The sequence below is a fragment of the Sorangium sp. So ce321 genome (assembly GCF_051530195.1).
Lineage (GTDB): Bacteria > Myxococcota_A > Polyangia > Polyangiales > Polyangiaceae > Sorangium.
Genome location: NZ_CP150329.1, coordinates 9,038,213 through 9,056,082, shown reverse-complemented (window position 1 = coordinate 9,056,082; position 17,870 = coordinate 9,038,213). Strand labels below are relative to the sequence as shown.

16 protein-coding genes are annotated in these 17,870 nt (G+C 70.9%); 9 read left to right on the top strand and 7 right to left on the bottom strand.

Annotated elements, in window-relative coordinates; all coding sequences use genetic code 11:
- Positions 1-12: 12 nt before the first annotated feature.
- Together WME89_RS33370 and WME89_RS33365 are read left to right on the top strand one after the other, a co-directional pair.
- Complete coding sequence (locus WME89_RS33370) at positions 13-1,365, top strand: alpha/beta hydrolase family protein (protein ID WP_438003699.1); 1,353 nt, start codon at positions 13-15, stop codon at positions 1,363-1,365.
- Positions 1,362-2,408: a DUF6268 family outer membrane beta-barrel protein gene (locus WME89_RS33365; protein ID WP_438003698.1), complete on the top strand. Its 1,047-nt coding sequence runs from the start codon at positions 1,362-1,364 to the stop codon at positions 2,406-2,408. The genes WME89_RS33370 and WME89_RS33365 overlap by 4 nt, the downstream gene beginning before the upstream one ends.
- A 175-nt stretch (positions 2,409-2,583) precedes the next feature.
- Here the strand turns inward: WME89_RS33365 and WME89_RS33360 are convergent, their stop codons facing one another.
- Positions 2,584-3,066: an SRPBCC family protein gene (locus tag WME89_RS33360; RefSeq protein ID WP_438003697.1), complete on the bottom strand. Its 483-nt coding sequence runs from the start codon at positions 3,064-3,066 to the stop codon at positions 2,584-2,586.
- Between the two features lie 440 nt (positions 3,067-3,506).
- On the opposite strand from WME89_RS33360, the gene WME89_RS33355 reads away from it, so the two are divergent.
- Positions 3,507-4,139 carry a MarC family protein gene (locus WME89_RS33355; protein ID WP_438003696.1) on the top strand — a complete coding sequence of 211 codons (633 nt, stop codon included), beginning with the start codon at positions 3,507-3,509 and terminating at the stop codon, positions 4,137-4,139.
- A gap of 30 nt (positions 4,140-4,169) precedes the next feature.
- On the opposite strand, the gene WME89_RS33350 is transcribed toward WME89_RS33355, so the two are convergent.
- Positions 4,170-5,039, bottom strand: coding sequence for a PAS domain-containing protein (locus tag WME89_RS33350; RefSeq protein WP_438003695.1), 870 nt, complete (start codon positions 5,037-5,039; stop codon positions 4,170-4,172).
- A gap of 577 nt (positions 5,040-5,616) precedes the next feature.
- Here WME89_RS33350 and WME89_RS33345 point away from each other — a divergent pair.
- Positions 5,617-6,531, top strand: coding sequence for an NAD-dependent epimerase/dehydratase family protein (locus WME89_RS33345; RefSeq protein WP_438003694.1), 915 nt, complete (start codon positions 5,617-5,619; stop codon positions 6,529-6,531).
- Here the strand turns inward: WME89_RS33345 and WME89_RS33340 are convergent.
- Positions 6,509-6,931, bottom strand: coding sequence for a cupin domain-containing protein (locus WME89_RS33340; protein ID WP_438003693.1), 423 nt, complete (start codon positions 6,929-6,931; stop codon positions 6,509-6,511). The two genes, WME89_RS33345 and WME89_RS33340, sit on opposite strands and share 23 nt — an antisense overlap.
- A gap of 189 nt (positions 6,932-7,120) precedes the next feature.
- Here WME89_RS33340 and WME89_RS33335 point away from each other — a divergent pair, with 189 nt between their 5' ends.
- Both WME89_RS33335 and WME89_RS33330 read left to right on the top strand, forming a co-directional pair.
- Positions 7,121-7,759 (top strand): TetR/AcrR family transcriptional regulator, encoded by a 639-nt coding sequence (locus WME89_RS33335; protein ID WP_438003692.1) that lies wholly within the window; start codon positions 7,121-7,123, stop codon positions 7,757-7,759.
- Positions 7,760-8,095: 336 nt separating this feature from the next.
- On the top strand, positions 8,096-10,213 hold the full coding sequence (locus tag WME89_RS33330; protein WP_438003691.1) for a hypothetical protein: 2,118 nt from the start codon (positions 8,096-8,098) through the stop codon (positions 10,211-10,213).
- A gap of 535 nt (positions 10,214-10,748) precedes the next feature.
- Here the strand turns inward: WME89_RS33330 and WME89_RS33325 are convergent.
- The 3 genes from WME89_RS33325 to WME89_RS33315 form a co-directional block, all read right to left on the bottom strand.
- Positions 10,749-11,078, bottom strand: a complete 330-nt coding sequence (locus WME89_RS33325) for a hypothetical protein (protein ID WP_438003690.1) — start codon at positions 11,076-11,078, stop codon at positions 10,749-10,751.
- A gap of 53 nt (positions 11,079-11,131) precedes the next feature.
- The gene (locus WME89_RS33320) at positions 11,132-11,557 is read right to left on the bottom strand and encodes a hypothetical protein (RefSeq protein WP_438003689.1); all 426 of its coding nucleotides are present in this window, start codon (positions 11,555-11,557) and stop codon (positions 11,132-11,134) included.
- Positions 11,558-11,722: 165 nt separating this feature from the next.
- On the bottom strand, positions 11,723-12,226 hold the full coding sequence (locus tag WME89_RS33315; RefSeq protein ID WP_438003688.1) for a DUF1801 domain-containing protein: 504 nt from the start codon (positions 12,224-12,226) through the stop codon (positions 11,723-11,725).
- A 296-nt stretch (positions 12,227-12,522) separates the two neighbouring features.
- Between WME89_RS33315 and WME89_RS33310 the strand changes: the two genes are divergently transcribed.
- Positions 12,523-13,953 (top strand): RICIN domain-containing protein, encoded by a 1,431-nt coding sequence (locus tag WME89_RS33310; protein WP_438003687.1) that lies wholly within the window; start codon positions 12,523-12,525, stop codon positions 13,951-13,953.
- Between the two features lie 319 nt (positions 13,954-14,272).
- Complete coding sequence (locus WME89_RS33305; protein WP_438003686.1) at positions 14,273-15,124, top strand: alpha/beta fold hydrolase; 852 nt, start codon at positions 14,273-14,275, stop codon at positions 15,122-15,124.
- Between the two features lie 69 nt (positions 15,125-15,193).
- On the opposite strand, the gene WME89_RS33300 is transcribed toward WME89_RS33305, so the two are convergent.
- Complete coding sequence (locus WME89_RS33300; RefSeq protein WP_438003685.1) at positions 15,194-15,619, bottom strand: DUF6184 family natural product biosynthesis lipoprotein; 426 nt, start codon at positions 15,617-15,619, stop codon at positions 15,194-15,196.
- Positions 15,620-16,416: 797 nt separating this feature from the next.
- Here WME89_RS33300 and WME89_RS33295 point away from each other — a divergent pair.
- Positions 16,417-17,814, top strand: coding sequence for a glycosyl hydrolase family 8 (locus WME89_RS33295; protein WP_438003684.1), 1,398 nt, complete (start codon positions 16,417-16,419; stop codon positions 17,812-17,814).
- The last annotated feature ends 56 nt before the right edge of the window (positions 17,815-17,870 follow it).

The following is a 17,870-nucleotide window of genomic DNA, read 5'->3' as shown; positions in this document are numbered from 1 at the left end:
GGAGGTGCATCCATGATCGAACGGCGGAGATTTCTCACCCACACGGCCGTGGCGGGCGGCGCGGCCGCGCTCGGCTTCGCCACGGGCCGCCGCGGGCTCGACAAGGAGGTCGCTTCCGCGCGGTTCCACGGCGACGACGTGCTCGGGCAGGGCCAGGCGGCGAGCGTCTGGCACCGCTACAAGTTCGTCGGCCAGCCGGTGATGGACGCGCAGATCGTGTTCTGGCTCGGCCTCGCGTCGATGGGCCTGACCGACGTGGGCGAGGTGCTCGACACGGCGACGCGCATCCGCCCGGGCGACGAGCGCTCGTGGTTCGAGCAGTGGCTGGCGACCGCGGAGCGCGTGCGGGGCTACGGGGAGGAGGCGGAGGCGCGCGGCCACGCGCGGAGCGCCGCGTCGCACTTCCTCCGCGCGGGCGCGTACTACCGGGCCGGGCTCATGCGCTACGCGGATCGCGCCGATCCACGCCTCGTCGAGGCGACGATCGCGGCGCTCGACCTGCACGGGCGGGCGCTGCGCATGCGGGGCTACGACTCGAGGCAGGTCGACATCCCCTACGAGCGCGGGGTGCTCCACGGGCGAGTCCATTACGCGCCTGGCGTCGAGCGCGCGCCCACGATCGTGCTCCAGCAGGGCCTCCACGCGTGGCCCGAGGACACGATGTGGGTCATCGACGGCGCGCTCGAGCGGGGCTACCACGTCCTCTCGTTCCACGGCCCTGGCCAGGGCGCCTCGCTGCGCCTCCATGGACACCCGTTCCGGCCCGACTGGGAGGTCCCCGTGGGCCGCGTGCTCGACTTCGCCGAGCGCGACGAGCGGCTCGACGCCGATCGGTTCGTGCTGATGGGCCTCTCGTTCGGCGGCTACCTCGCGCCGCGCGCGGCGTCGCGCGAGCGCCGCCTGCGCGCCCTCGTCGCCAACCCGGGCGTCGTCAGCTGGCGCGACGCGATGCTGCGCCACTTCGCGTCGATACCCGGCGTGCTCGAGCTGCACCGGCGCGGGCCCGCGGCCTTCGACCGCGCCATCGACGCCGCGTCGGTCGTGCTGCCCGACGCTCGCTGGTACTTTGACGACGTGACCTGGAAGCACGGCGTCTCGACGCCGCACGAGGTGATCGATGAGCTCGGCAAATACGACAACAGCGACGGCGTCGCGGACATCCGGTGCGAGACGCTGATCATGGAGGGCAGCGCCGAGGACGCGTCTCCGGGCGAGTCGGAGCGCCTCCTGCGCGCGCTCACGTGCCCGAAGCACATGATGGTGTTCGACGCGAGCACCGCGTCGCAGGTGCATTGCCAGGGCGGCAACCAGCTGCTGGCCCAGGCGCGGCTCTTCGACTGGCTCGACGAGCGGGTGGCGCGATGAGGCCGGCCGATCGCACCGCGGCGCGCTCCCTGCTCTCCCTGCGGAAGAGGCGACGGGGCGACGGCCCCCGCCGGAGCGCGCGGACCTCGCGGCTCCTCGTCCTCGCGGCGCTCCTGTGGGTCTTCGCGCCCGGCGTGGCGTGGGGCCAGCTCCCCGATCTCGTGGACCTGAGCGCGCAGTACATGCCGGGCGTCGCCCTCGAGGATCCGCGCCCCACGCGGGCGCAGGTCACGTCGTACGAGGTGAGCGCCAACGTGCCGATCCCCCTCGGGGAGAAGACGTACCTGATCCCGGGGGTGGCATACCACGTCGAGGCGGTCTCCTACGCCGATGCCTCGCCCGGCTTCGACCAGCTCCGGGCCTTTCACTCCGTCGACGTCGCCGCGCTCTTCGTCCAGCTCCTTCCCCACGACTGGGCGCTCTCGCTGCGCGTGGCGCCGGGGCTGGCGGGCGACTTCGAGGGGTTCGACGGCGGGCTCGCCCGCGTCAGCGCGCTCGCGCTGGCGACCCACACGCTCTCGGAGAAGCTCGTCCTCGGGGGTGGAGCGCTCGCGTCCTTCAGCTTCGGCTCGTTCCTCCCGCTGCCGGCCGCTTACGTCGAGTGGGCGCCGAGTCCGTACTTCCGACTCGAGGCCTTCCTTCCGGGCTTCGCGACGGCGAAGCTCACGTTCTCGGATCGCGTCGAGCTCGGCCTGCGCGCGGACGTGGCGGGTAACGCCTACGCGGTGCGCGATCCGCGCGTCACGGGCGCGTGGCCCTGCGCGGCGCAGCCTGCGGACGACCCTTTGACCGAGCAGGATGAGCGGGTGGCGCGGCCCGAGCAGTGTGTCGACCACATCGCCTACTCGGTCGCGACCGCGGGCGTCACCCTCGGCGTGCGCGCGTTCTCCTCGGTGTGGCTGACGGCCCAGGCGGGCCACAGCCTGTTCCGCCGCTTCGAGCCGATGAACGACGACGACGACGGCATCCCCGGAGGCGGCCAGAGCCTCCCGGACGTGTTCTTCTTCCGGGCCGGCGCGACGTGGCGTATCCCGAAGAGCTGAAGCGCCGCCCGTCCCCGGCGAGCGCCTCGGCCCCGGAGCCTCACCGCCCGACTCGCCGCCTCTGTGTCGCGACCCCCGCCTGCCTGTCCGTCGCTCTCGCTGCGTCGACGGACAGGGGCGGCCCCCGAGGGACGAACGACCCTCACCGCACGGCGAGGTCGCCAGGCGTCACTTCTTACCCGTTCGCGGTGACGAGGGCCGCGAGCTGGTCGGCGCACTGGCCCCAGCCTTCGTGGAACCCCATCTTCTCGTGCGCCTCGCGATCGGCGACCGTCCAGTGCCGCGCGCGGGCGGTGTACTTCGTCTTGCCGCCCTGGTCCTCGAACGTGATGATCACGGTCATGAACGGCTTCGCCGACGGCTCCCACGCCCTCGTGTAGGCGTCGGTGAAGACGATCCGCTCGTTCTCGACGATCTCGAGATAGACGCCCCGGTTCGGGTACTCGTTGCCCTGCGGGTCGCGCATCACGATCAGGTTGGCGCCGCCGGGCCGGAGGTCGAGCTCGGCGACAGGCGTGGTGAAGGGCTTTGGCGCGAACCACTGCTTGAGCAGCTCGGGATCGGTCCATGCCTTGAACACCTTCTCGGGCGGCGCGTCGATGATGCGCGTCAACACGAGCTCGCGGTCGGAGGTCGGCGCTTCGGCTGTGGTGGTCATTCGTCGCTTTCCTTGGTGGGTCGTGGATGACGCGAGGGCGACAGGGAGAGCCCCGAGCAGACGTCGCGCGCAGGCTACTCGAAACGCGCGGCGCCCGGTGCGTCGAAGCGCGTGATCTCGACACGACCGCTCCGGCGGCGGGCGGCCGCGCCTGTCCATTCCCTCGACCGCCGGTTCGTTCTCGTCCGGCGCTCGAGGCGCTGGACAGACCGGCGGCCCGGAGCCGAGGTGGAGCCGCCGGCCGGGGAGAGTGCTACTGAACTCGCCGTGCGCCGTGTCGACCCGTACCCCTGCAGTTGCCCTCGGCGGATCGAGGACGTGCGGCGCGCGCGCTCTTCCTCGCGCCCGGGCGCGGGGCCCGCGGTGGACGGGGCCGCGCTGCCCGGCGCCGCCGAGGTCGCGCGGCGCGCCGGGACCCATCGCGGCGGCGGCGGGCGACGATGAGCGGGTACGTCTCGCTGTTCCTCATGTCGCTGTCGGCGGTCTTCTTCGTCGTGGACCCCATCGGCATCGTGCCGCTGTTCCTGACGATGACCGCGGGCGATCCGCCGGAGAAGGTGCGGCGCACGGCGCGGCGGGCGTGCGCGGTCGCCGGCGGGCTGATGCTCTTCTTCGCCCTCTTCGGCGGCGTCATCTTCAAGATCTTCGGCGTCTCGCTCGGCGCGTTCCGCGTCGCGGGCGGCATCCTGCTGCTCATCACGTCGCTGGACATGCTGCGCGCCCGCGCTTCCGCGACGCGCACGACCCCGTCCGAGGAGCAGGAGGGCATCGCGAAGGAGGACGTGGCGCTGGTGCCGCTGGCCATGCCGCTCCTGGCCGGGCCGGGCGCCATCGCCACCGTGATGGTGCTCATGTCGCGCGGGGGCGACGACCTCGTCGCCATGGCGCTGGTGCTCGCCAGCGTGGCCATCACCTTCGTGGCCTCCTACTTCGTGCTGCGCGGCGCGGGGCTCTTGCAGCGGGTGCTCAAGGCGTCCGGCGTGGCCGTGCTCGAGCGCGTCATGGGCCTGATCCTGGCCGCCATCGCGGTGCAGTTCATCGCCGACGGCGTGAAGGCGCTCTGGGGCGCGTGAGCTCGCGCCGCGCGGCGCGCCGGGGCAGGGTCAGCGGGCGGGCGCGCTGGCCGCGCGCTTCGCGCCGAGGCGGCTCATCGCATACGCGAGGCCGCTCTGGAGCGTGCCCTGCGTGGTGATCCGGCCGAAGTCCACGCCCAGCCCCACGAGCGTCATGGCGATTTCCGGGCCGATGCCCACCATCACGCTCCGGCAGCCGAGCAGCTCCGCCGCCTGGACGGCGCGCACCAGGTGGCGCGCCACGGCGGTGTCGATGACCGGCACGCCGGTGATATCGAGGATCACGAACTCCGCGCTCCGCTGACTGACGGCCTCGAGCAGGGTCTCGAGCGCCTGGGCAGCGCGCCGGTCGTTGATCTCCCCGACCAGCGGCATGAGCAGGATCCCCTGCCAGACCTGGATGACCGGCATCGCCACCCGATCGAGCATCGCCGCCTGCGCGTCGATGATCGCGCGCTGCTCCCGGTTCTCCGCCGCGATCCGCTCGGCCTCCGTGTGCCGCCGCTTCAGGTCGGTGATATCGGTGATGATCCCGCAAAGGCCGACCACGTCGCCCCGCGCGTTCTTCATGGGGAACTTGCGGGTCCAGATCGTGCGCGTCACCCCGTCCGAGCCCGTGGCGACCTCCTCGTTCTCGTTCGGCTCGCCGGAGTCGAAGACCGCATCGTCATAGCTCCAGAAGAGGTCCGCCTGGTGCTTCGGCCAGTAATCCGGGTCGCTGCGGCCGATCAGCTCCTCGTAGCCCCGCCCGATCAACCCGCAGAAGCCCGGGTTGCAGGCGATCCAGCGATGTCGCCGATCCTTGACGAAGATGGGGTCCGGGATGGTGTCGATGACGAGCTGGAGAAGCTCGAATGTCTTCCAGTCCGAGACGTCGATGCAGGGGAGCGTGAACGCCATGCCGTCAAGCCGATCTCCCCCCGGCCAGCCTCTTCCTTATCAGTCATCGTGGCGGGCTCTGCAAGGACAGAAATCGATACGGCTCGGCGCTGGAGGCGGAGATGTATTGGCGCACTCCAAGGCGTCTTGAACGTATTTCGTCTTTCTAACCGCCACCACAACTTTGCGACGATGCTTCACATGGATACGGGCGCGCGAGCGCTCCGCGGGGCCAGCTCGGCGCGTCGGCGACGGCGCGGAGCTGCGCCGGGATCACCGCGCGCCGTCAGCGCGAGCCCGCGCCCCGCGCGGACGAAGGGCGGCGCCCCCCACGCCGGCGCGAGCCGACGCGAGCCGCCGCGAGCCGCCGCAGCGCCGCGCTCCCCGCGGTGGGCGTGAGGTACAGGCGGCTCGCCGCCGTCGCGACGCTACCCGCCTCCGACACCACGAGGAGGATCGGGCGCAGGTCGACGTCGAGATCCTTCTCATAAATTGAATTTATGATTCATATACATCCTATTCACTCGACTTCATGGTGGGGGGCCTTAATCTCGCGGGCGTCGCCTGGGTGGGGGGCTCAGGGGAAAGGGTGGTGCTCATGCGGATACTGGTCACTGGAGCGACGGGGTATATCGGGTCACGGGTCGCGCGGCGGTTCCATGACAAGGGACACGCCGTCATCGCGGCGGTGCGCGACGAGGCGAGCGCGGGGCGCCTGCGGGACATGGGGGTCCCGGCCGAGCCGCTGCGCGCGTCGCTCGACGACGTGGAGGTCCTGGCCGAGGCGGCCCGGTCCGCGGACGCCGCCGTGCACATCGCCTTCGAGATGCGCGGCGGCGATCTCCGCGCGGCGGTGGCGCAGGAGCGGCGCGTGGCGCAGGCCCTCGCCGCGGCGCTCGCCGGGACGGGCAAGTGCCTGATCGGGACGACCGCCACCGGCGTGGTGGGCGACACGGGGCCCGTCCCGGTGGGGGAGGACCACCCCTCGGCGCCCGGTCACGCGGCGGCGGTGCGGCGCGAGGTCGAGGGCGATTACCTGGCCGCGGCGGAGCGGGGGATCCGGAGCGCGGTCATCCGCCCCTCGATCCTCACGCACAGCGACACGCTCCAGAGCGTCTTGCCGAAGCTCGTGGCGGCCGCGCGCCAGCACGGCGTCTCCCATCACCTCGGCGCGGGCGACAACCAGGTCACGTGCGTCCATGTCGACGACCTGGCGGAGCTGTACGTCCTCGCCCTGGAAAAGGCGCCGCCGGGCCGGATCTACAACGGGGCCGGCGCGAACGTGGCGACGGGCGACGTGGCTCGCTGGATAGGTCGCGCCCTGAAGGTGCCTGTCGCGAGCGCCTCGCGCGAGCAGGCAGGCGCGATCTGGGGGCCGTTCTTCGCGATGCTGCTCGCGCTCGACAACCGGATGTCGAACGAGCGCGCGCGCGGCGAGCTCGGCTGGCAGCCTTACCGGACCACCCGCCATCTGGAAGACGACATCCCGCTCATCGCGGCGCGCCTCGCCTGAGCGCGGCGCTTTCCTCGCCGGGCGCCGGGCGGGCGCCCGCCTCGGCGTCGCGCCAGGTGGCGTTGCCGTCGCCGGGCGTCACGAAGAACACGTGCACGTCGTCGGCGACGCGCGCCGAGTGCGCCGCGCCGCGCGGGATCAGCAGCGCCTGGCCCGGGCCGACGTCGGTCACCTCCGTCGTGCCGTCGGGCAGGTCGATCGTGAACGTCGCGCGCCCGCGGAGGACCACGAGGAGCTCGTCGCCGCCGTCGTGCCGCTCCCAGAAGCCGTCGGTGCTGCCGGCGGCCTTCGTCGTGACGCCGACCATGCAGGGGCCGCCGGCCGTGTACGACCCGAGCAAGCGCAGCGCGCCGGGGTCGGTCAGCGAGGCGAGCGCGCTGGCGATGTCGAGGGCGCTCACGCCGCGCCTCCGCGCCCTGCCGCGGGCGGGGGCCAGGGGCCGGACGAGGCGCCGGCGCGCCGCGCGACGGGGCCGTGGGGCTCGGGGGTCGTGGTCTTCATGATGGTCATTGCCTCCTGTGTGGGGTCGAGCCAGTATGCGAATGTTCATTCGTGTTCGCTATTCGCGTTGCCGGAGGCGCGTCCCACGATGGGCACTGTCGAGACAAATCCGCGGAAAGCACCGCGCCAGAAGCGCTCGCGGGCGACGGTGGAGGCGATCCTGGAGGCGACGATTCGCGTTCTGCTCGACCGCGGGTATGACGGGTTGACCACGATCGCTGTCGCGGCGCGCGCCGGCGTCAGCGTCGGGTCGCTCTATCAATACTTCCCGAGCAAGGAGGCGCTCGTCGCGACGCTCGTCGAGCGGCACGCCGCCGCGCTCGTGGCGTGCGTCGAGGGCGCGCTGTCCGCGGCGGAGCCGGCGGATCCGGAGGCGGCCGTGCGCGCCTTCGTGCGCGCCGGGCTCGACGCGCACCGGATCTCGCCGGCGTTGCACAAGATCCTTGTCGAGCAGGTCCCCCGCGTCGGCCGGCTCGCCGAGGTGATGGAGACGAGCCGCAAGCTCGCGGCGCTGCTGGAGCGCTACCTCGCGCCCCACCGCGCGCGCCTCGCGGTGCCCGATGTGCGCGTCGCGGCGTTCGTGGTGGAGACCGCCGTCGAGGCGCTCACACACCGCGCGGTGGTCGAGCGTCCTGAGCTGATCGGCGCGGCGCAGCTCGAGGCCGAGGCCACGGCCCTGGCGCTCGCGTATCTCCTCGGCCCCGACGCGCCGCGGCGGCCGCGCTGAGGGCGCGCGCGTGGAGTGGAGTAGCGTGGCAGTCGAGTCGTCGTGAGCCTTCCTCTCCTGGTGCGATACGACCGCACCCGATGCGGTGGCATGCGCGGCGCGGCGCGGCTCAATTCGATGTCTGCCGCCGAAATTCGTCGCGAGGCGAGGGCGCGAGCGGATAACCTGTTGAGTTTCGAGCGCCACCCTCGCTCGCCGCGGATCGGTCGGGCGGCGGGGTGCAACCTGCGCTCTCAGGAGGACGCTTTGGACGCTTTGGACGCTTTGGACGCTTTGGACGCTTTGGACGCTTTGGACGCTTTGGACGCTTTGGACGCTTTGGACGCTTTGGACGCTTTGGACCAACGACGCGCTGTTGCCTTCTCGTGCTGGATCCCTGTTGCCGCGTGCGCCATCGCCGCCTCGAGCGCAGCCGGCTGCGCCCCCGCGGGCGACGAGCCCGCCGGGGCTGCGCCGGCGGTCCGGCACGTGCGCGTCACCCAGGCCGACGTGAGCGCCTTGCCGCCGGGGGAGCGGCTCCGCCTCGACCTCGGGGCGGCGCGGGTCGCCTACCATGTGGCGCTCGACCCGGCGCTCGACGCCGAGCGCGTCCTGCTCGTCTTGGCGGACGGCGCCGAGGCCTCGCTGGCGGCCGAGATCGAGGCGATCGAGCGCCGCGCGGCCGAGCCGCTCGCCGCGGTCGACGGGCGGCTGGTCCTCGCCGGGGACCCGGCGGTCTTCGAGGAGCTCGACGCGGCGGAGCTCTCCGCGTTGCGCGCGCGGGGCGAGCTGGTGAAGGAGATCGAGGCGCGGTCGCCCGGCGCGAGGCCGCAGTCGACGGACCCGTGCGGGCGCACGGGCGTGTACCTGGGCAGCGATCTCGAGGGCGGCGCGGCGCCGAGCGTGTGGAGCAGCCACGTGGCCCTGATCTGCGAGATGATCTGCGCGCCGGGGGCGACCGAGGCCTGCTACGGCGGGCCCGCGGTCACGCAGGGGGTCGGCGTGTGCCAGGAGGGCCAGCGCGCGTGCAACCTGACCGGCACGGCGTGGGGGCCTTGCTATGGCGAGGTGAGGCCTGCGTCCGAGGCGTGCACCTCGACCACGGACGTCGACTGCAATGGCGCGGTGGGGTGCGTGCCGGGGCACCTGTGGAGCAAGCTCTTCGGCGACGCGAACGCCCAGTCCGGCACGAAGCTCGTTCATGACCTCGCCACGGACGCGGCGGGCAACCTGCTGCTCACCGGGAGCTTCTCCCGCTCTCTGCCTGTCGGGTCGCAGACGCTCGTGGGCGGGCGCGCGCCGGACGCGTTCGTGATCAAGCTCGACCCGGCCGGCAACGTCCTCTGGGCGCGCAGCTTCGGCGGCGACGGCACGGACATGGGCGTCGGCATCGCCACGGACGCGTCGGGGGACGTGTTCGTCACGGGGACCTTCTGGAACACGGTGGACTTCGGGGCCGGTCCGCTGGTCAGCGCGGGCAAAGCGGACGTCTTCGTGCTGCGGCTCGACGCGAACGGCACGACGCTCTGGAGCCAGCGGTACGGCACCCCGGACACGCAGCAGCCGGAGGCGATCGCGGTCGGCCCCGGGGGCGAGATCACGGTGGCCGGGCGCTACTATGGTCCGATCGATTTCGGTCAGGGGCCGCTGCCGGCCAGCGACATCACGAAGACCTTCGTGCTGCGGCTCGACCCCGGCGGTGTCCCGCTGTGGAGCCGGGGGTTCGGCGTGGAGTACGTGATGTGGCCGAAGGACCTCGCGGTGGACGCGTCGTCGGGCGACGTGGTGCTCGCGGGCTGGACGCAGGGCTGGGTCGACCTCGGCGGCGGGCCGGTGAGCGGCGCTGGCGGGGAAGACGGGTTCGTGGTCCGGCTGGCGTCGAGCAGCGGCGCCACGGTCTGGGGGAAGACGATCGGCGGGCCGGAGGACGATCAGGTGACGGGCGCGGCGCTCGACGGGGCGGGCGGCCTGGTGGTGGCCGGGTGGTTCGGCGGGCAGGTGAGCCTCGGCGGGGGCGTGACGCTGACGAGCGCGGGGAGCACGGACGCGCTCGTCGCGAAGCTCGACGCGGGCAGCGGCGGCGTCCTCTGGAGCGAGGCGCTCGGCAACGCGTCGGCGCAAGACGCCAGCGCGGTCGCGCTCGACGCGGCCGGCAACATCGCGCTGCTCGGGCACTACCGGGGTGTGGTGGACCTCGGCGGCGGGCTGATGACCTCGTTCTCGGAGTTCGCGATGAGCCGCTACCTGGCCAAGCTGGATCCGGCGGGCTCGCTCCTGTGGAGCCGGGGGTACGTGTTCCAGACCTACTCGCTCCTGCACGGCGCCGAGGAGGAGCGCGGCCTCGCCGTGGACGCGGCGGGGAACGTCTTCTTCAGCGGCGTGATGTTCGACTCGGCCTGGTCGGTGGAGTACGGCGGCGGCCTGCTCACGCCGCTCGGCAACATGGACTTCGTCGTGGCGAAGTACGCGCCGTAGGTCGGCGGGCAGGGGCGGCCGGTGGAGCCCGGCAGGGGGCTGAAGGACGGCGCCCGCGGGCTCCGGGCTAGCCCCCTGCTCGAGCCCACCGGTTCTGGCTCCAGCGGCGCGTTCTGGACTGATCGTTCCAGAATGAGGCAGTGCAGACCGCACCCTGTCCTGGCTCCAGCGGCGCATTCTGGACTGATCGTTCCAGAATGAGGCAGTGCAGACCGCACCCTGTCCTGGCTCCAGCGGCGCATTCTGGACCGACCGTTCCAGAATGAGGCAGTGCAGACCGCGCCCTGTCCTGGCTCCATCGGCGCGTTCTGGACTGATCGTTCCAGAATGAGGCAGTGCAGACCGCACCCTGTCCTGGCTTCATCGGCGCGTTCTGGACCGACCGTTCCAGAATGAACGATCCCGGAACTAGCCACAGCAGCGAGGGTCACGTGTCCGGCTGGGGCCCCGCGCCGCGCGACGAGCAGGGGCTTTCGAGCACGGCAACTCGGCACGATCCCCAGTGCACCCAGGGACGAACCTGCTCGACGCGGGACTAGCGCAGAGGGGATACGTCCCGCATCAGCGCGTCGATGCAGGACTGCCAGGTGGCAGGCTCGAGGAGCTGCGAGAGCTCGTCGGATGAGCCGTCGGGCGCCGCTTCCTCCGCCGTGTCCATGGCATCCATGAGCCTCCGCAGCCTGGCGCCGTCGCCGCGAACGAAGCAGCCCACCATGCTGGCCGCTTGCACATAGAACAGGACGGCATCTTCCGTGCGGAGCGTGTACGGGACCGCCTGCTCCATCACCTCAAGCGACATCGGTGCGTCCCTCACCTGCTCGAGCCTGACCGGGTCGAGCCACCAGGTCTCGCGAGCGACATGCATGGCAATGCCCTCCTGCGCCCAGGCCGGCCCCAGGTTCAGGTGCCACTGCCAGGTCAGCGCCGGCGTATCCGCCCGACCGACCGGCCGAGCGCGTAGGACATGCTGCGAGGTGGCGTGCCGTGCGGCGCCGGCGGCGCCGAAGGCGACGACGGGGACGCGTCGCTGGCCCGAGCCCTCCCTGCGGCCTCGTGCGTCGCCCGCGAGAGCGCCGCCTCGGCCTCGGCGACCCGCTGCTCGAGCCGGACGAGGCGGGCCCTCGCTGCCGCGAGATCGTGCGAGGATCCCTGAGGGCTCCTGCGTAGCCGCCCCAGCGCTCGGCCGAGGCGGTACATGAGCCGGCTGAAGGGATGGCGGGCGCGAGGACCGAGGTTCGCGCCCGCCTCGACGAGGATCAACTCCGCCCGCACGCGCCGCTGCCGCTCCTCCAACTCCTGGATTCTGAGCCGCACCACCTCGATGTCGCTGCGGTACCTCGACATGACGACCCCACTTTCGTAGCCGAACCGCGCCACGGGCGCCAACCCCGGGCGGCCACACGGCAGCCTCGGCAGGGCCGCAGCCTGGCGCTCCTCGGTCATCCAGGGGGCGCTCTCGCCGTCGCGGACAGACACGCTCGGCCCTGATCGCCCGCTCCCCGCGCAGGGCTAGATCCATCGGAGCCACGCGCGCAGCACGGACTCCAGCGCCGCCCGCTTCGCCTGGACGTCCTCTCCGTCGCTGAACGTCACGAGGCAGCGATCCTTGGCAAGCCACTCCAGCAGCCCAGCCGGGTCCGCGATCTCGATCCCCTTCACCGCGGTGTCCTTCACCTTGGCTCCGAGGTGAAGGATGAGCCGGACACGGTCCTTTGTGCGCAAGTTGAACGTGGCGAAGTGCTCGGTTGTCCTGAAGCTCGGCGCGTTCCACTTGATCTCCTCGCGGATCGCCGGGCTGACGCCGAGGATGATCTGCCGGAGGGCCACCACCTCCTCCTTCAGCGGATGATCCAGCTCGCGCAGGAACGCGACGACGGCCGGGTTCTCCTGCGCTTCGCCCGGATCGGAGGGCGCGGCGGGCGCTCCCGTGGCCTCCCGGGGCTCGCTCCCCCTGGGCGACCCCTTCTGCGCCTTCGCGCGCGGCTTGCTCGGCTTCTCGGCTGTGCGCTTCATGGTGTGCTGTATACCTGCCTCGATGGCTCGAGCCAAGGCGTCCTTTCACGGGATCTCGCGTGACCCGACAGCCATGATTGGACGCGTCGAAGGGCAGAAACGACGAAGCGATTCGAGGATGTCAAGGCGAAACCGACGCATCCGCTCACCAGCCGATGTGTGCAGCGCGGCTGTACGATGAAGCCTCGGCCATGATCGCCTTGACATTCATGACGTGTTTGAACTTCCTGAACCCTACCACTTTATCCGGGGAGGATACTGGATTTTTCAAGGAGAACCAGAGAAGGAGGCTCGCAGTGTCAAGGAAGACCCGCAACATCACATCGTTCCGCTTCGCGCTCGCGCTCGGCCTGGCTGCGCTCGCGCAGCCAGGGCTCCCCGGCACGGCCCACGCCGCGCCGCAGACGATCACCAACGGCACGCAGTTCCGGGATGTCTCCGGCAATGTGGTCCACGCCCACGGCGGGGGTGTGATCAAGGTAGGCGATTACTACTACTGGTTCGGCGAGAACCGCGCGACCAGGTACGTCGATGTCTACCGCTCGACCGATCTGAAGAGCTGGGAGTTCCGCAACCACGTGCTGACGCCTGGCTCGCACCGCGAGCTGGGCTCGGCCAACATCGAGCGCCCCAAGGTCATCTACAACAGCTCGACCGGCCAGTATGTCATGTGGATGCACAAGGAGAACGCCACCGACTACGGCGAAGCCCGCGCGGCCGTGGCCACCTCCAGCACGGTGGACGGGAGCTACTCCTACCGCGGCAGCTTCCGCCCGCTGGGGCACATGTCGCGCGACATCACGCTGTTCAAGGACGACGACGGCGCGGCCTACATGATCTCGGCCGCGCGCGAGAACGCCGATCTGCACATCTACCGCCTGACGTCCGATTACCTGAACGTGAGCAGCCTGGTCCAGATCCTCTGGGCCGGCTCGTGGCGGGAGGCGCCGGCGCTGTTCAAGCGCAACGGCGTGTACTTCCTCCTGACCTCGGGCGCGACCGGGTGGAACCCCAACCAGCAGAAGTACGCCACCGCCTCCAGCATCGGCGGCACGTGGACCGCGCTGCAGAACGTGGGCGACTCGACCGCCTACAGCTCGCAGACCGCCTTCGTGCTGCCGATCCAGGGCTCGCAGACAACGTCGTTCCTGTACATGGGCGACCGCTGGGCCGGGGCGTGGGGCGGGCCGGTCAACGACTCGCAGGTTGTCTGGCTGCCGCTGCAGTTCCCCAGCAACACCAGCATGACCATGAGCTACTCGGACCAGGTGACGATCGACGCGGCCACCGGCGTCGTCCAGGGCTCGGGCGCCACGTACTACACGCTGGGCGCGCGGCACAGCGGCAAGTGCCTGGATGTGAACGGCGCCTCGAGCGCCGACGGCGCGGCCGTGCAGCAGTGGAGCTGCAACGGCGGCAGCAACCAGCAATGGCAGCTCCAGAGCGCCGGCAGCGGCTACTACCGCGTCGTCGCGCGGCACAGCGGCAAGTGCCTGGACGTCGTCAGCAGCTCGACCGCCGACGGCGCGGCCGTGAAGCAGTACGCCTGCAACGGGGGCAACAACCAGCAGTGGCAGCTCCAGGACCTCGGCACCGGGTATTACCGCCTGGTCGCGCGGCACAGCGGCAAGTGCCTGGACGTCGTCAGCAGCTCGACCGCCGACGGGGCTCTCGTGAAGCAGTACGCCTGCAGCAGCGGCAGCAACCAGCAGTGGGAGACCTGGTGACGCCAGGGGCGCAGCGTCGCGCGCCTGCCCCGCGCACCTGCGGCGCGCGCCCATCCACGGGCGCCGGCTCCGGCCTGGCAGCGCGGACGCCGCCATCTCGCGCTCCTCCCGCCGGAGCTCCTCCCGCGATGATTTCGTGAAGGACCCCGCCCCTCGCAACATTCAGGGAGCAGGAGGCGTCGTCCGTGGAAGTGGCCATGGTGCGGCGCCGTACCGCCTGGGCCGCGCACGACGACGGCCGGGGCGCGCTCCGCCCAGCCGAAGGTCGGAGCACGGACGGCGCCACGCTCGAGGAGCGCGGCGGCAACAGGAGACATCCATGAACGGTCTGCTTCATACGGTCCTGCGGTTTGGCACCATGATCACGGCGACGGCGCTCATGTCGTCGGCGCTGCTCGCCTGCGGCGGCTCGGACGCGAACGAGGGAACAGGGGGCGCCGGGGCGGGGCCGGACGGCAAGAACACGTATGTCCTGGTCCACGGCGCCTTCGTGGGCGGCTGGGCCTGGGACAAGGTGGTGCCGCTGCTCGAGGCGGACGGGAGCGAGGTGATCGCGCTGGACCTCCCGGCGCACGGCGATGACCAGACGCCCCTCGCCGACGCCAGCTTGCAGGCGTACGCGGACGCGGTGGTGGAGGCGATCGACGGCGCGTCGCGGCCGGTGATCCTCGTCGGCCACAGCATGGGCGGCATCGTGGTGAGCCAGGCCGCCGAGCAGCGGCCCGAGAAGGTGAAGACGCTGGTCTACCTGACCGCGTTCCTGCTCAAGGACGGTAAGTCGCTGAACGAGGAGTGGGCCGATGACGAGGGCGCGGAGATCAAGACGTACGCGTCCGTGTCGGAGGACATGAGCGCCTTGACGTTCAAGGAGGGGTGGGCCGAGGGCGCGTTCTGCCAGGATTGCTCGCCCGAGGACATCGAGCGGCTCGAGAGCCACCTGCGCGAGGAGCCCGCGAAGCCGTTCGGTGAGCCCATCCATGTCACGGAGGAGCGTTGGGGGAGCGTGCGCCGGGTCTACATCGAGGCGCTCGAGGATCTCGCCATCAGCCCCGCCGAGCAGAAGTCGCAGTACACGGCCCTCCCTTGCGAGAAGGTGATCTCGATCGACGCGGGCCACGCCCCCTTCCTGACGAAGCCGCAGGAGGTCGCGGACGCCCTGAAGTCGCTGTGACGTGCGGCGACGGCCGCCCTGCCTCGCGGCGGTCGTCGCTCGACCCCACGCCGCACCGCGCGGGACGGGTCACTTGTCGGCGGGATCAGAGCACACGTTCTCGGCGCTGCACTCGTCCAGCGCGGCGATCGCGTCGAAGAAGCCCTGCGAGCAGGCGGCCGCCTTCGCGCGCTCTTCGCACACGTCGTAACGGCTGTCATTGATCTGTCCCGAGCCGCAGTCGCTCGCGGGCCAGAGCTCGGCCGCGCGGTCCGCGAAATCGCGCTCGCAGTCCTCTTCCGTCTCGTAGTCCTGGTCGTCGGTGGTCCCGTAGCCGGGGCAGCCCGCCTCGGTGTCGGCGTAGCGATCGCACGCCGCCTCGGAGATCTGCTCGATGCGCGCTTCGCGCGACTCCTCACCGGGAAGCACGTCGTTGACTGTATCCGAAGCGTCGTCGCAGCCGACGGTCCCGACCATGATCACGGTGGCCAAAGAAGCCCAGAAACACTTTTGCATGTTCGTTTTCTCCCTCACGGCTCGCCAGGATGTCTGATGGCGGCCTCACGCGTAGCCCGCTTCGCAGCCATGCGCCGCGAGCTCGCTATCCAGTGTCACCCGATCTCTCAAGCACCGACCATGCCACGTCGCTCCGCGCCGCCCCCGCTGGCGCTCGGACCGGCGCTGCGCCGAGAATGGCGCGCGTCTGCTCCCACGGGCCGCCGAAGCATGGGCCCACGCTTGTGACAGATTGCGACGTTGCGTGGCGCAATCGTTCCAGCAGGCCGGCCGGTGCCTGGATCTTGCTGGCGGATTCACGGCGAAGCCTCCTCCTCTCCCGAGGTCTCTCTCCCGAGGTCTCCCCGGCCAAGCAATCGAGATGGATCCGCAAGCCTGCATGAGGGACAGACGCCGACTGAGCCAAAGAGCCCCGCTCGCCAGGTTCAGCAGCTCGGGCTGGAAAGAAAGCTCGATCTGGAAAGGTGGCCTGAGCGGAAAAGGCAGTCTGGCCTGGAGAGAGCCTGAACGTCCTTGACAGCCTGACGACGCGCAGGCCCGGGATCCACGGCCAGGGAAGCGGGGCTGCAAAGCGAGCTCATCAGGGCGCCGCGCGCGTCTCTCGCAGGCGGGGCTGGCTGGCCCCTCTGCCCGCATCACCGCTGCCAGCGCGGCGGAGCGGCGTGGGGCACCGGGCGCGAGCTCGGAGGCAGGGCGATTTTCCTGAAGGGGGAGGGACCGCGGCGACATTCAGCCTTGTCAGGCACACCAAGGTCCTGCCGGGTTTCAGCGATGGATAGTGACACTGGCGCCATCCGATGCCCACCACGGCCGAGGCGAATTCGGCTGTTCGGCTCGGATGGAAGATTGCTGGTGAAGCGAAGCGGCCCGGCGCGGGCCATTCCATCGCTCTCCACCTCTCCACCGGAACACAACGAACGGAGGATATTCCCATGTCGAGCTTTTCCTCGCTGGCGTCATCGTCGCGACGAACCGGAACGTTGAAGCGTGCGCTGCAAGGGCTGACGCTGGCGCTGCTCGGCGCCGCCGGCACCGCGCAGGCCCAGAGCCACCCGTTCGGCAGCCATCACCAGGCCTATGACGCGTCGACCTTGCGCGTCTCGGCCGGCGCTGCCGCGGCCGACAGCGCGACGTCGGATTTCTACTGGCAGTGGAAGAGCCGCTATGTGAAGACCGGCTGCCAGTCCGACGAGCACCGCATCCAGGCCAGCACGGGCGACGGCGCCTACGTCGTGTCCGAGGGCCAGGGCTACGGCATGCTGATCGCCGTGATGATGGCCGGGCAGGACGCGCAGGCGCGGACGATCTTCGACGGCTTGCACCGCTACAACCGCCGTCATCCCAGCCAGAACAACCCCGACCTGATGGCCTGGGCGCAGGACCAGAGCTGCAAGGACATCCTCGACCACGACTCGGCCACGGACGGCGATCTCGACATCGCCTACGCGCTGCTGCTCGCCGACGCGCAGTGGGGCTCCGGCGGCGCGATCGACTATGCGTCCGAGGCCAGCCGCGTGCTCGACGCGATCGCCGCGAGCAACGTCAACCCGACCACGCACCTGGTCAACCTCGGCGACTGGGCCATGTCGTCGGACGACCCCACCTATTACTACGCCACGCGCAGCTCCGACTGGATGCTCGGCCACTTCCGCAGCTTCATCGGCCGCGCGGGCGCCGACTGGTCGCAGGTCCTGAGCGCGCATCAGACGCTGATCGAGACCATGCAGAACAGGTACGCCAGCTCGACCGGCCTGCTGCCCGACTTCATCATCGACACGAACACGACGCCCCGCCCCGCGTTCGCCGAGTTCCTCGAGGCTCCGCACGACGGCCGCTATTCGTGGAACGCGAGCCGCGTGCCGTGGCGCCTCGGCATCGACGCGGCCATCAGCGGCGACGCGCGCTCGCGCAGCGCGGCCAGCAGGATCAGCCGCTGGATCCGCGGCAAGACCGGCGGCAATCCGAGCAACATCCGCGCCGGCTACTACCTCGACGGACGCGCGATCGAGCCGTACAACGACATGGTCTTCATGGCGCCGTTCGCGGTCGCCGCCACCACGGACTCCGGCGGTCAGGCGTGGCTGGACAGCCTGTGGAGCAAGATCGTCTCCACCGCTCCCACCGAGGACTACTACGGAGACACGCTCAAGCTGCTGACCATGCTGTGCGTCTCACGTAACTGGATGACGCCCTGATCGGTCCCCGGCCGCGGCGCCGACGCGCGCAGCCCGCCGGTGGGGCTGGCCGGGCG